The 17,753-nt window shown below is 51.8% G+C and carries 17 protein-coding genes; 12 read left to right on the top strand and 5 right to left on the bottom strand.

From position 1 onward, the window contains the following. The first annotated feature begins 1 nt into the window (after position 1). The 9 genes from HUW52_RS23870 (at position 2) to HUW52_RS23830 (ending at position 10,969) form a co-directional block, all read left to right on the top strand. Positions 2 to 868 carry a carboxylate/amino acid/amine transporter gene (locus HUW52_RS23870; RefSeq protein ID WP_016985954.1) on the top strand — a complete coding sequence of 289 codons (867 nt, stop codon included), beginning with the start codon at positions 2 to 4 and terminating at the stop codon, positions 866 to 868. Between the two features lie 108 nt (positions 869 to 976). Then, positions 977 to 1,828: a GIN domain-containing protein gene (locus HUW52_RS23865; RefSeq protein ID WP_175555064.1), complete on the top strand. Its 852-nt coding sequence runs from the start codon at positions 977 to 979 to the stop codon at positions 1,826 to 1,828. A gap of 406 nt (positions 1,829 to 2,234) precedes the next feature. Further along, entirely contained in the window at positions 2,235 to 2,456 is a 222-nt protein-coding gene (locus HUW52_RS23860; protein ID WP_175555063.1) for a hypothetical protein, read from the top strand. Between the two features lie 65 nt (positions 2,457 to 2,521). After that, a complete protein-coding gene (locus HUW52_RS23855) occupies positions 2,522 to 3,517 on the top strand; it encodes a radical SAM protein (RefSeq protein WP_102354170.1) in 996 nt (331 codons plus the stop codon). 37 nt (positions 3,518 to 3,554) lie between these two features. Next, positions 3,555 to 4,703, top strand: a complete 1,149-nt coding sequence (locus HUW52_RS23850; RefSeq protein WP_175555062.1) for a JmjC domain-containing protein — start codon at positions 3,555 to 3,557, stop codon at positions 4,701 to 4,703. An 18-nt stretch (positions 4,704 to 4,721) separates the two neighbouring features. Further along, positions 4,722 to 5,972 carry an HlyD family secretion protein gene (locus HUW52_RS23845; protein ID WP_102354168.1) on the top strand — a complete coding sequence of 417 codons (1,251 nt, stop codon included), beginning with the start codon at positions 4,722 to 4,724 and terminating at the stop codon, positions 5,970 to 5,972. A gap of 12 nt (positions 5,973 to 5,984) precedes the next feature. Further along, positions 5,985 to 8,075, top strand: coding sequence for a peptidase domain-containing ABC transporter (locus HUW52_RS23840; protein WP_175555061.1), 2,091 nt, complete (start codon positions 5,985 to 5,987; stop codon positions 8,073 to 8,075). A 1-nt stretch (position 8,076) separates the two neighbouring features. After that, on the top strand, positions 8,077 to 9,477 hold the full coding sequence (locus HUW52_RS23835; RefSeq protein WP_175555060.1) for a TolC family protein: 1,401 nt from the start codon (positions 8,077 to 8,079) through the stop codon (positions 9,475 to 9,477). 28 nt (positions 9,478 to 9,505) lie between these two features. After that, positions 9,506 to 10,969 (top strand): S41 family peptidase, encoded by a 1,464-nt coding sequence (locus HUW52_RS23830; RefSeq protein ID WP_175555059.1) that lies wholly within the window; start codon positions 9,506 to 9,508, stop codon positions 10,967 to 10,969. Between the two features lie 67 nt (positions 10,970 to 11,036). On the opposite strand, the gene HUW52_RS23825 is transcribed toward HUW52_RS23830, so the two are convergent. Next, positions 11,037 to 12,335, bottom strand: coding sequence for a mechanosensitive ion channel family protein (locus HUW52_RS23825; protein ID WP_175555058.1), 1,299 nt, complete (start codon positions 12,333 to 12,335; stop codon positions 11,037 to 11,039). A gap of 191 nt (positions 12,336 to 12,526) precedes the next feature. Between HUW52_RS23825 and HUW52_RS23820 the strand changes: the two genes are divergently transcribed. Next, on the top strand, positions 12,527 to 13,867 hold the full coding sequence (locus HUW52_RS23820; RefSeq protein ID WP_007914470.1) for a DEAD/DEAH box helicase: 1,341 nt from the start codon (positions 12,527 to 12,529) through the stop codon (positions 13,865 to 13,867). 51 nt (positions 13,868 to 13,918) lie between these two features. Here the strand turns inward: HUW52_RS23820 and HUW52_RS23815 are convergent, their stop codons facing one another. The 3 genes from HUW52_RS23815 to HUW52_RS23805 form a co-directional block, all read right to left on the bottom strand. After that, positions 13,919 to 14,518: a hypothetical protein gene (locus HUW52_RS23815; protein WP_175555057.1), complete on the bottom strand. Its 600-nt coding sequence runs from the start codon at positions 14,516 to 14,518 to the stop codon at positions 13,919 to 13,921. A 12-nt stretch (positions 14,519 to 14,530) separates the two neighbouring features. Beyond that, positions 14,531 to 15,115 (bottom strand): papain-like cysteine protease family protein, encoded by a 585-nt coding sequence (locus HUW52_RS23810; protein WP_016985950.1) that lies wholly within the window; start codon positions 15,113 to 15,115, stop codon positions 14,531 to 14,533. Positions 15,116 to 15,375: 260 nt separating this feature from the next. Beyond that, positions 15,376 to 15,651 (bottom strand): hypothetical protein, encoded by a 276-nt coding sequence (locus HUW52_RS23805; protein ID WP_016985949.1) that lies wholly within the window; start codon positions 15,649 to 15,651, stop codon positions 15,376 to 15,378. 366 nt (positions 15,652 to 16,017) lie between these two features. Between HUW52_RS23805 and HUW52_RS23800 the strand changes: the two genes are divergently transcribed. Then, positions 16,018 to 16,356, top strand: a complete 339-nt coding sequence (locus HUW52_RS23800) for a hypothetical protein (RefSeq protein ID WP_157786318.1) — start codon at positions 16,018 to 16,020, stop codon at positions 16,354 to 16,356. A 13-nt stretch (positions 16,357 to 16,369) separates the two neighbouring features. Then, a complete protein-coding gene (locus tag HUW52_RS23795) occupies positions 16,370 to 16,798 on the top strand; it encodes a hypothetical protein (RefSeq protein WP_016985947.1) in 429 nt (142 codons plus the stop codon). A gap of 85 nt (positions 16,799 to 16,883) precedes the next feature. Here HUW52_RS23795 and HUW52_RS23790 read toward each other — a convergent pair whose 3' ends face one another. Then, positions 16,884 to 17,618, bottom strand: coding sequence for a thioredoxin family protein (locus HUW52_RS23790; protein ID WP_175555056.1), 735 nt, complete (start codon positions 17,616 to 17,618; stop codon positions 16,884 to 16,886). Between the last annotated feature and the right edge of the window lie 135 nt (positions 17,619 to 17,753).

Below are 17,753 nucleotides of genomic sequence, written 5' to 3'. Positions count from 1 at the left end.
CATGGGCTATCTACTTTTTGTCACGCTGATTCAGGCGTTTTCCTTCAGCCTGATCGGCGAATACCTCGCCGGTCACGTCGACAGTTATTTCGCGGTGCTGGTGCGCGTCGTGCTGGCGGGGCTCGTGTTTATCCCGCTGACCCGCTGGCGTTCGGTGGAACCTTCGTTCATGCGCGGCATGCTGGTGATCGGCGCGTTGCAGTTCGGTGTGACTTACGTTTGCCTCTATCTGAGCTTCCGTGTGCTGACGGTGCCCGAGGTGTTGCTGTTCACCATCCTCACACCGCTGCACGTGACACTGATCGAAGATGCGCTGAACCGACGCTTCAACCCGTGGGCGCTGATCGCTGCGCTGGTGGCGGTGAGCGGGGCGGCGGTGATTCGTTTCGACAGCGTCAGTCCGGACTTCTTCATGGGCTTCCTGCTGCTGCAACTGGCCAACTTCACCTACGCCGCCGGGCAGGTGATGTACAAGCATCTGGTGGCGAAACACCCGAGCGACCTGCCGCATTACCGCCGTTTCGGCTTCTTCTACCTCGGCGCGCTGGCGGTGGTGCTACCGGCATTCCTGATGTTCGGCAAAGCCAACTTCCTCCCGGAAGCGCCGCTGCAATGGGGCGTGTTGCTGTTCCTCGGCCTGGTCTCGACCGCGCTGGGCATGTACTGGTGGAACAAGGGCGCGTGCATGGTCAACGGCGGCACGCTGGCGGTGATGAACAACCTGCATGTGCCGGTGGGCTTGCTGCTGAACTTGCTGATCTGGAATCAGCATGAGGAATTGGGGCGGTTGTTTCTCGGCGGCAGCGTGATACTGGCAGCCGTGTGGATCAGCCGGTTGGGGAACAGGCACGTTCCTCAATCAAGGTAGGCATCGTCGTTGGCGCAGGATTTGATTTTGATGGACCAAGGAACACCACAACCGGTGGTTACGAACCTTGCGGGCATTCATGGACAACCGGACTAAAGGATTGACTGCGTGAGATCTGCGTACTGCAAAGTGATTTTGGCTGCTTCCCTCGTGGGCAGCCTGACGGGGTTTGGCTATATAGGAGTGATCCATCAAGGCAATAAGGCAAGTTCGGCAGAGTTTGAGGAGGGGCAATCGGCGGCCGGAAATGCAATAACGCCAGAAACCCCGCGAATCCGGTCAATGGCGATCCCCTCCAGGATCATGGATGCCCGTTTATTGCAGACGGTAAGGTCGTTAACCGTAGCAACCATTGTTGATGTCGAAGTTTTCCAATCCGAGAGTGCTGTTTTCGAGGTCGTGGGCGAAAGTCAGGAGCTCATTGACTCGATAAAAGCGGACTACGCAGAAGGTAACCTGATACTCAGCCATAAGCGGGGCAATTCCCGATTGCTCTCGTGCGGGAACGCCTCTGCATCGACGGATCTGACAGGCGGGGTTGTGGTTATCAATACACAAGGGGAAAGCAAGACAGCTCCGTGCCCGCTGGTGAGGATCGGTGTCAGGAAAATCCCTGAAATCAAAGTCGAGAGCAGTGGCGATGTAAAAGTCATGAACGTGAGTCAGGAGCAACTCGTTCTCAGCATCCACGGTTCTGGAAACATTTCGGCCGATGGGAGGGTTAAGTCGTTGATGATCCAGATTCATGGCTCGGGTGATCTAAACACGACGAAGATGCCGGCGGACAGGGTTTCGATCCTTTCTCAGGGATCGGGTGACGTCACTGTCGCGGTCAAGGAGCAACTGCAGTCGACGCTACAAGGTTCGGGCGACATTACAGTCTTGGGAAACCCGGTGAGCTTGCAAAGTTCGAAGAACGGATCGGGGAACTATCGATTCGTCAGTAAAAGTGTAAAGTAAATTGTAAGTTTTTGAGGTTTTAAACGAATACGCTTGCTAAAGGTCAGTCGGCTTTGCTAGGCGTTGTAGGAGTGGAAGGTGAGCGATCACTAGTTCTTGAAAAAATTAGCAATAATTACTATCGGGCGGTATTGCCTTCGACTTGTAACGCAATTATGATCCCGCGCCTCGGACCAGTCGTCTTGAACGACACCTCTATTAGCTAAGGATTGGCTATGACTCCCTCTCAGTATATCTAACTACCACACATATTCCGACTCCAGGCACATGCTATGAGTCGGTTTGCCTGTGTTCAGAAATCAACCTCTATATAAAAGTTTTTCGTGGAACTGTTTTCACGAAATAAATGGGCGTGTTTTAGCCAAGCTTAAGCGTGCCCGCAACATTAAGACAGCAAGGAATAGCCGTGGAAAATAAAGCCAGTGGTACTGAGCTCGTTGAGTTTGACGAGTATGGATCGTATGAAATTAAAGACTTGGAAGTACTGGATGCTGTAGCCGGCGGATGGGAAGTCAACATTGGTTGTAACGGCGGCTCGGTCAATGCCAAGTGTGGCGACACTCCCGTGAACGGCGGTTGCGGTTCGCCGCCTGTCAACTCGAGTTGTGGTGATGACCAGGATGGTTGATTGATGTGATGAACGTGGAGTACCAGTCTGGTACTCCACTCACATAAATAGAATGAGTAAGTTAGATGGATCTAGATAAAAATATTCTGGCAACACTCAATCCGAAGAGTCTCGAGCTCATTCTTTATCCCACTGAGCAGTGCAACTTCAGGTGTACCTACTGTTATGAAGATTTTCTGATAGGGCGAATGGATGAAAAAACCCAGGAGGGCATAAGGAATCTCATCGCCAGGCGATTGCCGAAACTGGATAACCTTCACCTCCAGTGGTTTGGTGGCGAGCCACTTGCAGCGAAAGATCTAGTTCTTGAGTTGAGCGAGTTCGCAAAAAAAGCTTGCGATCAGGCCGGTGTTAACTTCAGTGGATCCCTGACTACCAATGGGTATCTCCTGACACTTGATCTGGCAGAAAAGCTTTGTGACCTGAATCAGCGAAACTATCAAATCTCGCTGGACGGGTTTGAGAGCGGTCATGACAAAACCAGAAAACTTGCTTCAGGCGCTGGCACGTTTAACAGAATATGGTCAAATCTCCTGGCTTTGAAGGGGTCAAACCTGGATTTCAACGTCACCCTGCGGGTTCATCTCACCAAGGAAAACGTCTCGTCCGTAAAGCGACTGGCTGAAGAAATAAAGAAAACGTTCTTGTCTGATCGAAGATTCAAGGTGTTCCTGAAGACAATTGAAAACCTGGGCGGGCCGAACGACACGTCAGGCGTTTTGCTTTCAAAAAACGAAAGACTCGCAACGCTTGCAGAGTTGAATGAGTTGTTGAACGAGAAAACGGTCAGCAAATCCGATAACGGCCTTTACGTTTGCTATGCATCGCGCCCTAACTCCCTTGCGATACGAGCGGATGGAACGATACAGAAGTGTACCGTGATGCTTTCAGATGACAGGAATTCCGTCGGCAAAATAAACGAGAACGGAACCGTCAAGCTTGATTCGGAGCGGATGAACTTGTGGATGAGGGGGTACTCTGACGACAAGAAAACTCTAAGTTGTCCAGCTGTCGGTTTACCAAAAATACCGAACCTGATTCCAGTCGTAAATGCCAGCTAACCAATAATTGTCATCCTGTTGCAGTTGAGAGATTTGAATGCTTATTGATCTTGGAGTGTCGAATGAGTATTTCTTGAATACAATTCAGGAAAAAAACTTTTACCTTCGTCGCGGAGCGGTCAAAACCGATGCCTTCACGCTCGCCGATATAGATAATATTCTGGGTACGATCGAACCTGAAGCCCCCAGTGTCAATCTCCATAATGGAACATTCATCCCGGAAAGTGAGTATGTCTTTACCTATAACGAAGTAGGAAAGCCGCGAAAGACGATCATCAAGCCAAAGTTCTACAAACTAATGCAGGAAGGGGCAACGCTGATTCTAAACAGGGTGCAGAAAAGCTCTCTATATATTGACAGCCTCTGTAAGGAAATTGCCGGTGTGGTGAGTCAAGAGACACTGGGAAACGGCTATCTGGCATTCAATCCGCAGGCTGCCTTCGGAAACCACTGGGATTGTCATGATGTTTTTGCCATTCAGTTGGTGGGAAGGAAAAGGTGGAGGATATACCCGCCCACCTTCGAACTCCCAATGCCGGGGCAGACCAGTAAGGAATTCAAGAGTGAGTGTTCGGAAACTCCCGTCCTGGATACGGTGCTGGAGGCTGGTGATCTTTTATATGTGCCGCGCGGATGGTGGCACAGTGCGATAGCCGTGGGCGAGCCAACGTTCCATGTTGCGGTGGGGGTGCATACGACACATATAAGTACCTATGTTGAATGGGTGTGTAACAAGTTCCTTGAAAAACATCTTGAATGCCGTAAAAGAATTGGCTTTTCGGAAACCGATTTACATGATATCGAGTCGGCCTTTGAAAGGGTCAGGCAGGAAGTCATGAGCGAGGAAAATTTCAGTCTGTTCAAACAGACAATCGTTTCCTCAGGCCGGACCAGCACGAAGTTTGATGTAGCGGCGAATGTGTTCGGGCGTGGTGATGGTCTGTGCGGTAGTGAGAAGTTGAGTTTGAGTAGTCATTATGCAGCTGTTATTGATGAAACTTGTGTTGTCAACGGAATAAAAATACCGGCCGATAGCCTTGAGTGGAAAGTAGTAAAGCTGCTTTCGCAGCAGAGTGGTCTATCGATCGATGAACTGTCGGTGAAACTCCGAGTTCCGCCTGCGTCAATGAGAAAAATCGTAAGCTCATTGATGTTTCATGATGTTCTGTATCGCGCCAGTGCGTAAGTCGCCACGAGTAATATTATGTTCAGGAAAGAGGCTCTGATTGCCAAGGCGAGCAAAAATGAAGTTTACGGCGAAATTATCCTCGCCAGTCCGATCAATCATACGCTGATATCTGTTTTTGCCGTTGTGTGTACATTGGTAACAGCTGCGTTTCTGTTCGGTGGGTATTACACAAAACGAGTGACAGCGCATGGGGAGTTGATTCCGGAGAGCGGGGTTACCCAGGTCTATGCAATCCAAAGCGGATTGATCAAGAGCCGATCTGTCAGCGAAGGACAGAAAGTCAAAGCCGGTGACACATTATTTGTTTTGTCCAGTGATCGAAAAAGCCAAAAAAAGCAGGCCATACAAGAAACCATAAATGCGGCTCTTCAGGACAAGCGAAGTAGCTTGGCGTCTGCAATCAAGACAACAGAGCATATTCACGCACTTGAGATGGAGGCATTACGTAACAATGCCTCTACGTTGACGCGTGAAAGAGATAATCTTGATCAGCAGATATCGCTTGCTGTCAAGAAGATGGCGTTGTCGGAAGGCTCGGTAAAACGTTACAAAGGTTTGATGGAGCAAGGCTACATTGCTCCAGAGCAACTTGATCAGAAACAAGAAGAGTTGCTTGAACAAAAAATACGCCTGAAGGACCTGGAGCGCAGTCGTGCAGATGTTGATTACAAATATGCGACAGTCGTTCAAAACATCTCAAGCACACCGCTTACGCAATCGAATATCAGGGAAGAACTTACCCGAAGCTTACAGGTTGTCGATCAGGAAATGGTCGAAAATGAAGCTAAATATGAAACGGTCATCTCTGCCCCAAGCGACGGTATCGTTACAGCGATAAGAGGAAACGTTGGCCAGACGGCAAAGGTTGATGAGGCATTGGCTGCCATTGTTCCCGGTGATTCAAGGTTTCAGGCTCATTTATATGTTCCTAGTCGTGCAGTAGGCTTTATCCGTAAAGGTGCAGTAGTAGGCGTTAGATACCAGTCCTTTCCTTATCAGAAGTTTGGTCAGGCCAAAGGAACAGTTCTGGAAATATCCGAGGCTCCACTTCTTCCTGTAGAAATACCGCCAATAGCGAATCCTGAGTCCAGTAAAGAACCAATGTATAGAGTGACGGTTGAGCTTGAACGTCAATATGTAAGAGCATACGGCGATGTCATTCCTTTGCGAGCAGGAATGCTGCTGGACGCAGATGTGATGCTCGAGAAGCGAAAGTTATATGAGTGGATTGTAGAACCAATCTATTCGATAACAGGCAAGATATAACTGGAAGTGACAATGAAAGAGTTGCTTGGAAAAATAAATTTTCATTCCGGAAACAGTACGCCTGTCATTCATCAGTCCGAGCGTTCAGAGTGCGGGTTGGTGTGCGTCGCGATGATAGCGAGCCATTTTGGATGTCACACCGATCTAAGAGAAATCCGTCAGCGGTTTTCGGTTTCCCAGCAAGGGTTGACTTTGCGTGGGCTCGTAAAGATTTCAAATGCGATGAATTTGAATAGCCGGCCTGTAAAGCTGGAAATGGCCGGTTTGAATAGTCTCAAATTGCCTTGTGTTCTTCATTGGAATTTTGACCATTTCGTGGTTTTGGTTGAAATAAAAAAAACGGGTTTTGTCATACATGATCCTGCGCTCGGAAAGCGTACAGTTACCTACGAAGAAGTCTCAAAGTTCTTCACTGGCATAGCCCTTGAACTGTGGCCAAATCCAGGCTTTGAACTAAAGGAAAAGCCGCCGCGTGTCGGCATAAGCTCGGTCATCGGCAATGTTCGTGGCGCCTATCGATCGGCGGCAAAAGTGCTGGCGGTCGCGTCAGCCTTAGAGCTTATGTCACTCATGTCGCCGTTGTTTTTACAGCTCACTCTGGACAATGTCCTGCCGGCGTTTGATGTCGATCTACTCGTCATGCTGGCGCTTGGTTTTGGGGGGCTGATGTTGGCCCAGGAGTTTATGAAGCTTATAAGAGCTAGAATGCTTTTGTATTTTGGTACGCACCTGAATATACAGCTTAAGGCCAATGTATTTAAGCATCTCATAAGTTTGCCAATCGAATATTTTGAGAAGCGAAGTCTGGGTGATATAACGTCGAGGTTCTCTTCCATTGACCAAGTTCAGAGGACGCTGACTACCTCGCTGTTGGAGGCTCTGCTTGATGGTGTAATGTCGGTAGCCATTGTCTGTATGATGTTCTACTACAGTGTATTCCTCGCGTCGATCTCCGTTGCTGCGCTTGCACTATACCTGGCCATACGCTTTTTATGGTTTGTGCCTTTGAAGAAGGCGACAGAACAGCAGATAATACATTCTGCCCGGCAAGAAACTCACTTTCTGGAAACGGCTAGGGGTATACGTGCCATAAAGTTATTTCAACGTCAGGAAGACAGAAGGGCGTCTTGGCTATCTATGCTTGTCAGTCAGGTGAATCTGGACTTGAAGACCCAGCAGATTCACATTTTATATCATGGTGCGATAGGCGTAATTACCGGTATAGAAAACATATTGATCATTTACTACGGTGTCAGCATGGTAATAGATGGAAAGTTTTCTATCGGCTTCCTGATGGCGTTCATTGCCTATAAGTCAGTTTTCAACTTGCGGCTCACTGCGTTGATCAATAAAGGCTTCGAAGTGAAGATGCTACAGGTTCAAGGGGAGCGTCTTGCTGATATAGTGCTGACGAAACCCGAGCACATGATGGAAGAAGCCGGGGGCTATAGTGAAACTATTGAACCCAGTATTGAGGTGTCCGGACTGAGTTACAAGTATGGGGACCATGAAAGGGAAGTACTGTTCGATATCAGTTTCAAGGTCAGCCCGGGCGAATTTGTAGCCATCACCGGGCCATCTGGTTGTGGTAAAACAACATTGCTGCATCTGTTGCTTGGTATTTTCAAGGCGACTTCTGGAGAAGTTCTGGTTGGCGGTGTAGATATTAACAAAGTTGGAATCGAGCGTCTGCGGGGATTGATCGGTACTGTACTTCAGGATGATGATCTATTCTCTGGCTCCATTGCCGATAATATTTGTTTTTTCGACCATCAACCTGATCAAGAATGGATTGAGACGTGCGCGAGGATGGCGGCAATCGATGATGACATCAAATCTATGTCGATGGGATACAACACGTCTATTGGTGATATGGGAAGTGTTCTGTCCGGTGGTCAGAAGCAAAGGATCCTTTTGGCCCGTGCCTTGTACAAGCGTCCGAAGATTCTTTTGCTCGATGAAGCGACGAGCCATCTCGATCTGGAGAAGGAAAAAGAAGTAAACAATGCTGTGGCTAATTTGAAAATGACGCGAATTATCGTTGCTCATCGGCCTGATACCATTGCAGCGGCTGATCGTGTGATTCAGATGAGGCGGTCTTGATATGTACAAGTATTTGTCGCCATTATTGGCAGTACTTGTTCTGCTGCCTTTGTTTTGTCGTGCGGAACAGGTTTCCGATTTCTCAAGATCTGGAGAGGTGGGCTATCTGGATGGTTCAACAAAGCGAAGCGGTATCTCTGAAAAGAAAAAAGAAAACTTTTCTTTTGGATGTAAGTGGGATGAATCCTTAAGTATTGACGAAGCACTGGAGCTCGCGCTTTGTGCGAATCCAAAGTTGTCACAGGCGAGGGCAAACGTACAAATCCAGAAGCATAAGCTGGCTGCGGCCAAGTCTGCCTATTTGCCGACACTGTATTTGAACAGTGAAGGACTCAAGGATGTGGTTGCTTCAAATGAAAAATCCTCATGGGACTCTTCGTTGAATATCTCATGGCTTCTTCTGGATTTTGGTGGAAGGCACGGTAGTGTTGAGGAGAATAGAAGTTTATTACTGTCGGCAGTTTTGGCTCAGGATGCAGATTCGTTGTCTCTGGTGTCAGATGTTTCCAGAGACTATTTTTCCGTTGCGGCGGCCAAAGGTGTAATCGACTCGAGCCTGAACAACGAATCAGCGGCAAAAGAAAGTTTTCTGGCTGCTCAGGCTAAATATGTTGCGGGTGTAGGCGCGCGTGCAGATTTGCTGCAGGCTCAAACAGCTCATTCTGAAGCCATCCTGGATCGCGTGAGAGCACAAGGGAACTACCAAAAGGCCGTGGCGCAATTAGCTTATACACTAGGGGTGGATCCGGGGGCTGAGATAACAATTGACACCCTCGATGAGTCTGTTTTTTCTGATGACTTGAATAAGTCACTGGAGTTGCTGATTCGCGAGGCGACTGCTCTGCACCCATCCGTTCGCTCTGCCAGAGCTCAATTGGAGGCAAGCAAGTTTCACCTGCAAACCGTCATCTCCGAGGGGAAACCCAGTCTGTCTTTTGTAAGTTCCTATTCCGAGAAGCGCTATATCCAGGAGAACGCCAAGGACTTTAACTCAATGGAAGTCGGACTGAAATTGTCATTTCCTTTGTTTGAAGGCTTCCGTAATAACTCCAGAATCTCCGAGGCGTATGAAAACATACAGCTTCAGGAGGCACTGTTGAGACAGGCTGAGCTGAATGTTACCAATTCTATATGGGTCAACTATTCGGAACTCAAGACAGAAAACGAGAGCATCAACATCGCGAAAAGTCTGGTGCGTTCGGCCGAGGAATCTTCTGGAGTAGCCAAAGGGCGGTACAGAGCGGGAGTAGGCTCAATTATCGAGTTGTTGAACGCTCAAACAGCGCTCGCCAACGCAAACCAACAGTATGTACAGTCGCTGGCTCGATGGAGAGCTGCCAGGATTCGATTGGCTGCGAGTGTTGGTGTCCTTGTTCGCAATGACCAGAGGATTTCCATGTGATCATATTGCTTCGGTTAGGTGCATTTGCATGATTGATGTATGGAATAGAGTTCTGGCGGTTGTCCTGATGGGGGGCGGTGTTATGGGTTCTGTAGTTGCTGATGAGGCGAGCACGAATAGATTTGCAGAGTCGGCAATCAGAGACCTTTCTGCCGTTCACCAACTTATAGTCACCTCTCATCCGGGTGCCATAGATAAAGAAAATACAAATTTTGCTGGCTGGGTTGAATACGGGTATTTGCAAGCAAAGAAACTCAGCCTGCTTGTCAGCTCAAGAAGGGATGCTCAAGCTGTTCTGGGTTTTTATATTTCAGGCTTCAAGGATGGCCATGTAGGTATTTATCATTCTGAAAAAGGCAGATCTTCGTGGGCCGGTTTTATCCTGGACAAGAGAGGGGAGGACTTCGTTGTCAGTCATGTTGCAAAGGGCTGGCCAGCCTCCTTGCCTCCAATCGGTTCCAGCGTCCTCTCATGTGACGGGAAAGAGCTCCATGAAATATTGGCCGATGAGATATCACCCTATGTCGATCGCAGACTGGATCTGAAATCTACCTGGAATCACTTGGCCAAGCATTTGACTGTTGATGATGCGGACTATCCTGTGCTGGGCAGAAAACCGGCGAGCAACTGTCAAGTTGTTCTGCCGAGCGGACTAAAGCAAAACTTTGATCTGCTGTGGCTGGAGGATAGCGGGCAATTGGCGGATTTTCTGCTTCAGCCTCAACCGCCTCAGACTGTCCAGAACCTCGGCGGTGGACGGTATTGGGTGCATGCGTCGAATTTCGCACCTTCGGCGGATGAGAATGCGTCCCTCGAAAAAATGCTTGAGGCTCTCGAAAGAATCGATGATGCCCAGTTGGTTGTACTTGATACGCGCGGTAATCGTGGTGGCAACAGCCTGGTCGGGATCAGGATTCTCTCGGCTTTGTTGGGTGACAAATATGTCAAAAGTCTGGATCGATCCTCCCGTTCGTATGCAATGTGGCGAGTTTCGCCTCTTGCACTTTCAACGCTCAACAATGCCCTGGCCAGTACGGAACGCGATTACGGAAAGAGCAGCGATGCCTACACGTTTGTTGCAGGCTTGCGTGAATCGATGAACGTTGCGCTGGTTGAGAAGAGAGAGTGGTTGCAACAGCCCGATACGTCTTCGCTCGAGCATGACCGTTCGAAAGATTCAAACCACAAGAATTTCAGGGGCCGACTTGTGCTGGTGACGGATTCGTTCTGTGCGAGTGCTTGTCTGGATTTTGCAGATACCGTTCTAGCTGTTCCTGGAGCGATCCACTTTGGGTTACCGACGAGTGCTGACACGGTGTACATCGATATCGGTGCTGAGGTTCTACCGAGCGGGGCCCAGTTCTGGTTGCCGTTGAAAGTCTGGAGAGGTCGAGTGCGGGGAAATAATCAAAGCTATGATCCGCGATATGTTTTCGATGGCGACATAAATGACACGGCTGCTGTTCAAAAATGGGTTCTTGGTCATTTTTGAACAGACAGTTCCTTGCCCCCGGTAACTCGCAACAGTTCGGCAGACGTTACCGGAGGAGATTGTGGGGTTACATCAGGTGTTTCTGCGGCTCTGGAATGCTTGCCGCGCCGAGCACCGCCGGCAGCAACCCGGAACGCAAATCCCCACCACTCGGCTGCTGATACAGACTCAGCCCGAACTCCGGCAGCACCGCCAGCAGATAATCAAAAATATCCCCCTGAATCCGCTCGTAATCGGCCCACGCGGTGGTGCGGGTGAAGCAGTAGATCTCCAGTGGAATGCCCTGCGCCGTGGTCTGCATCTGCCGGACCATGCAGGTCATGTTCGGCTGAATCTCCGGATGGCTCTTCAGATACGCCAGCGCATAGGCGCGAAAGGTGCCGATGTTGGTCATACGCCGGCGGTTGGCCGACATCGCCGCGACATTGCCCTGTGCCTCGTTCCACGCCTTGAGTTCGGCTTTCTTGCGGCTCATGTAGTCGGTGAGCAGGTGCACCTGGGTGAGCTTTTCTTCCTCGTCATCACGGATGAAACGCACACCGCTGGCATCGATGAACAGGCTGCGCTTGATCCGCCGTCCGCCGGATTGCTGCATGCCGCGCCAGTTCTTGAACGACTCGGACATCAGGCGCCAGGTCGGGATCGAGACGATGGTTTTATCAAAATTCTGCACCTTGACCGTGTGCAGGGTGATGTCGACCACGTCGCCATCGGCGCCTACCTGCGGCATTTCGATCCAGTCGCCGACGCGCAGCATGTCGTTGCTGGTCAGTTGCACGCTGGCGACGAACGACAGCAGCGTGTCCTTGTAGACCAACAGAATCACCGCCGACATCGCACCCAGACCGGACAGCAGTAACAGCGGTGAGCGGTCGATCAGTGTGGCAACGATGATGATCGCGCCGAACACGTACAAGACCATTTTCGCCAGTTGCACGTAGCCTTTGATCGAGCGTGTGCGGGCGTGCTCGGTGCGTGCATAGATGTCGAGCAGGGCATTGAGCAGGGCGCTGACCGACAGCAGCAGGAACAGAATGGTGAACGACAACGCCACATTGCCGAGAAAGGTCATCGCGGTTTTACTCAGTTCCGGCACCAGATGCAGGCCGAACTGGATCACCAGCGATGGCGTCATCTGCGCCAGGCGCTGAAACACCTTGTTGTGTCGAAAGTCATTGATCCAGTGCAGCGCCGGCTGGCGGCCGAGCATGCGGCTGGCGTGCAGGATCAGGTATCGCGCCACTCGTCCGAGCACCAGCGCGATCACCAGCAGCAGCGTCAGGGCGAGGCCCGCCTGCAAAAGCGGATGCTGTTCGAGGGTGCCCCAGAGGTCCTGGGCGTTGAGCCAGAGCTGTTTGAAATCCATATGAGCAACGATTCTTCTGTAAGACGCGATGGGTGATTAGAGCATTTAAGCCGCCGTGTATTACCGTTGGAGACAAATCGAGCAACAAAAAAGCCACTGATTGCGTCCGTTTGTATAAAGAAACTCGGCCTGAGCGCTCGAAACCGGTAACCTATGCAGCTGTTTTTTTGCATATCTTCGAGGTAGCACCCGTGTTTTCCCAATTCGCCCTGCACGAACGCCTGCTTAAAGCTGTGGCCGAGCTGAAATTTGTCGAGCCAACGCCTGTGCAAGCCGCGGCAATTCCGCTGGCGCTCCAAGGGCGTGATCTGCGGGTGACGGCGCAAACCGGTAGCGGCAAAACCGCCGCTTTCGTTCTGCCAATCCTCAATCGCCTGATCGGCCCGGCCAAGGTCCGCGTCAGCATCAAGACGCTGATCCTGCTGCCGACCCGTGAGCTGGCCCAGCAAACGCTGAAGGAAGTTGAACGCTTTTCGCAGTTCACTTTCATCAAGTCCGGCCTGATCACCGGTGGTGAAGACTTCAAGGTCCAGGCGGCGATGCTGCGCAAAGTGCCGGACATCCTCATCGGCACCCCGGGCCGGATGATCGAGCAACTCAACGCCGGAAACCTCGACTTGAAGGAAGTTGAAGTACTGGTACTCGACGAAGCCGACCGCATGCTCGACATGGGTTTCGCCGAAGACGTGCAGCGTCTGGTCGACGAATGCCCGAACCGTCAGCAGACCATGCTGTTCTCGGCCACCACCGGTGGTTCCGGCCTGCGCGACATGATCGGCAAGGTGCTGAACAACCCTGAGCACTTGCAGCTCAACGCGGTCAGCCAACTGAACTCGACCACCCGTCAGCAAATCATCACCGCCGACCACAATCAGCACAAAGAGCAGATTGTGAACTGGCTGCTGGCCAACGAGACCTATCAGAAGGCTATCGTCTTCACCAACACCCGCGCCATGGCCGACCGCATCTACGGTCGCCTCGTGGCTCAGGAATACAAAGCGTTCGTGCTGCACGGCGAGAAAGACCAGAAGGATCGCAAACTGGCGATCGACCGTCTGAAGCAGGGCGGCGTGAAGATTCTGGTTGCGACTGACGTCGCGGCCCGTGGTCTGGACGTTGATGGTCTGGATCTGGTGATCAACTTCGACATGCCACGCAGCGGCGACGAATATGTGCACCGCATCGGCCGTACTGGCCGCGCCGGTAACGACGGTCTGGCGATCTCGCTGATCTGCCACGGCGACTGGAACCTGATGTCGAGCATTGAGCGCTACCTGAAGCAAAGCTTCGAGCGCCGCACCATCAAGGAAGTCAAAGGCACCTACGGCGGGCCGAAAAAGGTCAAGGCCTCGGGCAAAGCCGTTGGCGTGAAGAAGAAAAAGACTGACGCCAAGGGCGACAAGAAGAAAACCGCTGCCAAGACGCCGACCAAGCGCAAGAGCGCCAACCGTCCGAAGCCGGACTCGTTGGTAAGCAGCGACGGCATGGCCCCGTTGAAGCGCCGCAAGCCAGCAGAACCTGCGGCTGAGTAAGCTTCAGACGCGCATAAAAAAACCGGACAATGTCCGGTTTTTTTTTAGCCATCAGTTGCCGAGTTGGCCACTGGTGTCGGCATCGAAGCGCCGTTTGGCTTGATCCGCTGCCGGTTTCAGCGCAGCGAGCAAGGCGCCCTCGCTGTACAACCGAGTGGTCGCCAGTTCTTTCGGGCTCGGCTCAATCGGGATCAGCACGTCCTCACCGTCGGCATGCAGCCAGATCGCCACAACATGCAGGGCCGAGACAAACAGCACGCGCAACTCAACGGTCTTGCCTCGAAGTTGCGGCGCTTGTTCCGCCAGTTTCAGCGCGCCCACCGTAGCGGCGGCGTGATCGCCGTGGTTCAACGAGGCGAACTCGACATGCCCGCGTACCTCGGCCAATTGCGCATCGGCAATCGTCACGCCGTCGGCAAACACCAGGTAATGCCAGTCGCCAATCCGTGCGTCTTGCAGACCTTTGCCTTGGCTCAGGTCCTCCAGGTTCAACGAGTAGCCGCGATAGGCCTCACTGAGGCTGATCTTCGCAGGTGCTGCGTTGGCGAATTGGCGATTAGCGCCAAAGCCTTGGGTTTGCAGTGCGGCTTGCAGCGCCGGGCGCAAAGTCTGAACGCCGTTGGAAGGCGCCTTTGGATAAGTCAGTTGCATGATGTCGCCCTCCTAGTTTTTCACGGTGAAGTAGGTGTGAGTCCAGTTGCCGCCGCCGTTGTAGGCACGGGGGAACGCGTTCAGTGCACGGGTCGAATAGCCATAAATCGAATCCGCCACCAACAGGTAATCGCCATTGGTGCCGTAGATCGTCAGGAAATGCGCACCGCCGCCGTACCAGGCGCAGCGCAAACCGACCGGGCGGCCCATGCTGATCTGGTTCCGAATGGCCGACATCTGCAGCGAACCCTGATTCATGCCGTTATAGCTGCGGGTGGTTTGCAGGGCGGAATCCAGATAGCCGTAGACGTTGCACGGCCCCGGCTGATTGCAGCAATTGCGGTCGAGTTGCGTGCTGGCCACGCCGCACTGCGTCCAGTTGCCGGTGCCGTAATAGTTGCCGACCGAGGCGGACACGGCGGCCCAGCACCAGTTGGTCTGGGTCTGTTTCTGCATATTGAAGTTGAGGCTGCCGGCGGCGCGGGCGCTGAGCTGTTCAGCGGCTTCGACTTCGGCGAGTTGCGGGTCGAGCAGGTGACTGGCCAGGCACCTTGGCAGTGATTCGCCGGTGAGTTGTGTTGCTGCTGTGGTTAACATTTTTCAATCCTCCATGAGTGAAAACAAGCGTCCAGCTTGTGTGGGTGTTGCGGTGTTGCTGAGCGATCGGTGCTTAACGGTTGCCATCTTCTGTGGCCGGTTCCGATCTCCTTGCTCGATGTAACCCTAGTCAGTGATATGCGTTAATGCAAATAGATAAATGCACTAGTGCATTTTCGGTGGCAAAAGATCGCAGCCTGCGGCAGCTCCAGGGTTTTGTGCAGGAGCTGCCGCAGGCTGCGATCTTTTGATCTTGCTGGTTAGCCCTCGGTCTTCTTCTCGGCAGAATTCAGTTCTTTCAAGCGCTGATCAATCAACTGGCACTTGTCCGGCAGATCCTTGCTGGCCGTGCCCAGATCCATCTTCTGCAATTCGGCATTGATCTCCTTGGCCTTGGCCGGATTCTGCTCGGTCAGCTTCGAGACTTCCTTGGCCAATTGTTCGCGTTTGGCGGTGGCTTCTTCCGGCGTGCAGGCCCAGACGGGCAGGGCACAGGCGAGCGTGGCGGCGAGGGTGAGCTTTATCAGGGTTTTCATCGGGGCAGGCCTCAGTTCCGGTTAAGGCGGGTTAACCGGTTGAGGGTTTGAAGCAGCCAAAAGTTCAGTATCGAGTGCCCGAAGTGGCATCACTTTATGCGATCAGCAGGTAGCGTTTTTCGGCGAAACGTCAGCATTGAGATGCAAAAGTCCACTTTAGAGCGGTTGTGGAAAAAGCTGCGGTATGACTTATTGACGCTAGAATAATGGCAATCTACCATCGCGCATTCACATCGATATAGAGGGATCGAACAGACTTCTCGCAGGCTACCCTGTGGGCGTTTTCGCATCGCTTTGGACGTTCTGGCCGAAGCGCGCATTTATCCCCTCTGAAACAAAATCATAATTCTGAGGTTATGTATGGGGATGTACATAGCGATCGCAGATGGTCTCGGGTTGGCGTTAACCAGAGGGTTGTTTGACTGCATCGTCGAGAGTACCCGGGCTTGTTGTTCAGCGAAGGATAGCGATTGCCTGCTGAAAGTTTATGAAACGCTGGATGAACAGGGTCAGAGTTTTATCTCACTACGAGACGTTGATGCGCTTTGTTTTAACGTTTTCTATGTTGCTTGTAAAAAAGCGATGAATGTCTTTTCTGAAAGCGAAGTGGGGCGGAGTGTTGCTTTTGACCATCTAGAGGGGATTCTCTGGAATTGGCGCGAAGTGTTAGCTTTGATGCGTACAGATTTCAGGTTCAGAGGATAAGGGTGACAGGCCCATGTCTGACAGCGATGTTGTCACCTGCTTCATCGGAAATGGAGGGAAGCACGAGAGCAACCTTTGGCTGCTCAGGGCGAACAGGATGAGCGAAGACGAGATTTATCGCCGTATTGGCCAGATACTGATTGACACTGCACCTGATTCAGCGACTGCAGTTATCGTTGAGGCTGAACTTTCTGCCGAGGACGATCATTGTAAATTGCTGTTTGATTATATTGATGGGGCGGGAGAGAAGGATTGGTTTAGTCCGGGAAGTCCTGAAGTGGATGTCGGTATCCATAAAAGTCTGATTGCCCTCAGAAAACTGTATAAAGCGCAAAACATGATAGCTGCGCTACCGGTCTGGAATGCGTGCGAGGTTACGTTGGATGTTGTGCTAGGCAAGTTGAAAATTGACTTGAAGTATATTGAGCCTCAAGACGATTGAAGTTTTTGATAGCGCTAAAGGGATTTACTCAAGGCAAATCCCTTGTGATGCACGCTAATGGAAAATCAGGATCTGACTGACCGTCTCATTGATCGTGGCAGCAGGCAGATTTTGCCGTACCTTCATACCGATCATGATGCCGCACCCAGTCCATGATCTCGTCTTCATTCCTGCCCTTGGGCGTGAGGTCGAGGTAGTTGTAGGCGCCGACCAGCATGTCGAGACCGCGAGCGTAGGTCGAGTAGGTGTGGAAAATCTCCCCGGCCTCATCGCGATAAAACACACTCAATCCCGGCATTTCCTCCTCGGCACTCTCAGTCTTTTCGTAGTTGTACGTAGCCTTGCCAGCAGCGACCTTTTCAGCCCGGGCGCAAACCCCGAAGTCATAGTTGAAGTCGCAACCCTCTGACGACACCCAGTCAAACTTCCAGCCCATCCGCCGTTTAAAGTCCTGGAACTCGTTGAACGGCGCATGCGAAACCGCAACCACGGCGATATCGTGATGCGCGAGATGTAGGTTGGCGCCATCGATGTGGTCACTGAGGAACGAGCACCCCTGGCAACCTTCCTCCCAGTCTTTGGCAAACATGAAGTGGTAAACCACCAGTTGGCTGTGTATGCCAAACAGGTCAGCCAGTTTCAGTTCGCCGTTCGGCCCCTGGAAATGGTAGTCCTTGTCGACCTTCACCCACGGCAGCGCGCGACGTTCAGCGCTGAGGCGGTCGCGTTCCTTGGTGAAGGCTTTTTCGTGGGCCAGATGTTGCTTACGGGCGGCGAGCCATTCTTCGCGCGATACCACCGGGTGATTCTCAACTTTCATGATGATTTCTCCTGCGGGGTTGAAACCGTCTGTTTCAGACTAGTCGTTTAACCCTGCGGGAAATCGACAGACCGCCGGTCGGTCGCCTCGGGAAATGCGGCTGAACGGCTGGGAACCGCTCAGGTCACAACCTAT

The organism is Pseudomonas sp. 43A (genome assembly GCF_013363935.1).
Taxonomy (GTDB): Bacteria; Pseudomonadota; Gammaproteobacteria; order Pseudomonadales; family Pseudomonadaceae; genus Aquipseudomonas; species Aquipseudomonas crudilactis.
Note: the sequence above shows the minus strand (reverse complement) of the source record. Positions and strands in the feature narration are given on the sequence as shown.

Coding starts and splice junctions, on each gene's coding strand:
- HUW52_RS23855 (WP_102354170.1), top strand. CDS start 2,522: ATGGATCTAGATAAAAATATTCTGGCAACACTCAATCCGAAGAGTCTC.
- HUW52_RS23790 (WP_175555056.1), bottom strand. CDS start 17,618: ATGAAAGTTGAGAATCACCCGGTGGTATCGCGCGAAGAATGGCTCGCC.
- HUW52_RS23815 (WP_175555057.1), bottom strand. CDS start 14,518: ATGCAACTGACTTATCCAAAGGCGCCTTCCAACGGCGTTCAGACTTTG.
- HUW52_RS23810 (WP_016985950.1), bottom strand. CDS start 15,115: ATGTTAACCACAGCAGCAACACAACTCACCGGCGAATCACTGCCAAGG.
- HUW52_RS23825 (WP_175555058.1), bottom strand. CDS start 12,335: ATGGATTTCAAACAGCTCTGGCTCAACGCCCAGGACCTCTGGGGCACC.
- HUW52_RS23870 (WP_016985954.1), top strand. CDS start 2: ATGGGCTATCTACTTTTTGTCACGCTGATTCAGGCGTTTTCCTTCAGC.
- HUW52_RS23835 (WP_175555060.1), top strand. CDS start 8,077: ATGTACAAGTATTTGTCGCCATTATTGGCAGTACTTGTTCTGCTGCCT.
- HUW52_RS23840 (WP_175555061.1), top strand. CDS start 5,985: ATGAAAGAGTTGCTTGGAAAAATAAATTTTCATTCCGGAAACAGTACG.
- HUW52_RS23805 (WP_016985949.1), bottom strand. CDS start 15,651: ATGAAAACCCTGATAAAGCTCACCCTCGCCGCCACGCTCGCCTGTGCC.
- HUW52_RS23845 (WP_102354168.1), top strand. CDS start 4,722: ATGTTCAGGAAAGAGGCTCTGATTGCCAAGGCGAGCAAAAATGAAGTT.
- HUW52_RS23850 (WP_175555062.1), top strand. CDS start 3,555: ATGCTTATTGATCTTGGAGTGTCGAATGAGTATTTCTTGAATACAATT.
- HUW52_RS23795 (WP_016985947.1), top strand. CDS start 16,370: ATGTCTGACAGCGATGTTGTCACCTGCTTCATCGGAAATGGAGGGAAG.
- HUW52_RS23830 (WP_175555059.1), top strand. CDS start 9,506: ATGATTGATGTATGGAATAGAGTTCTGGCGGTTGTCCTGATGGGGGGC.
- HUW52_RS23800 (WP_157786318.1), top strand. CDS start 16,018: ATGTACATAGCGATCGCAGATGGTCTCGGGTTGGCGTTAACCAGAGGG.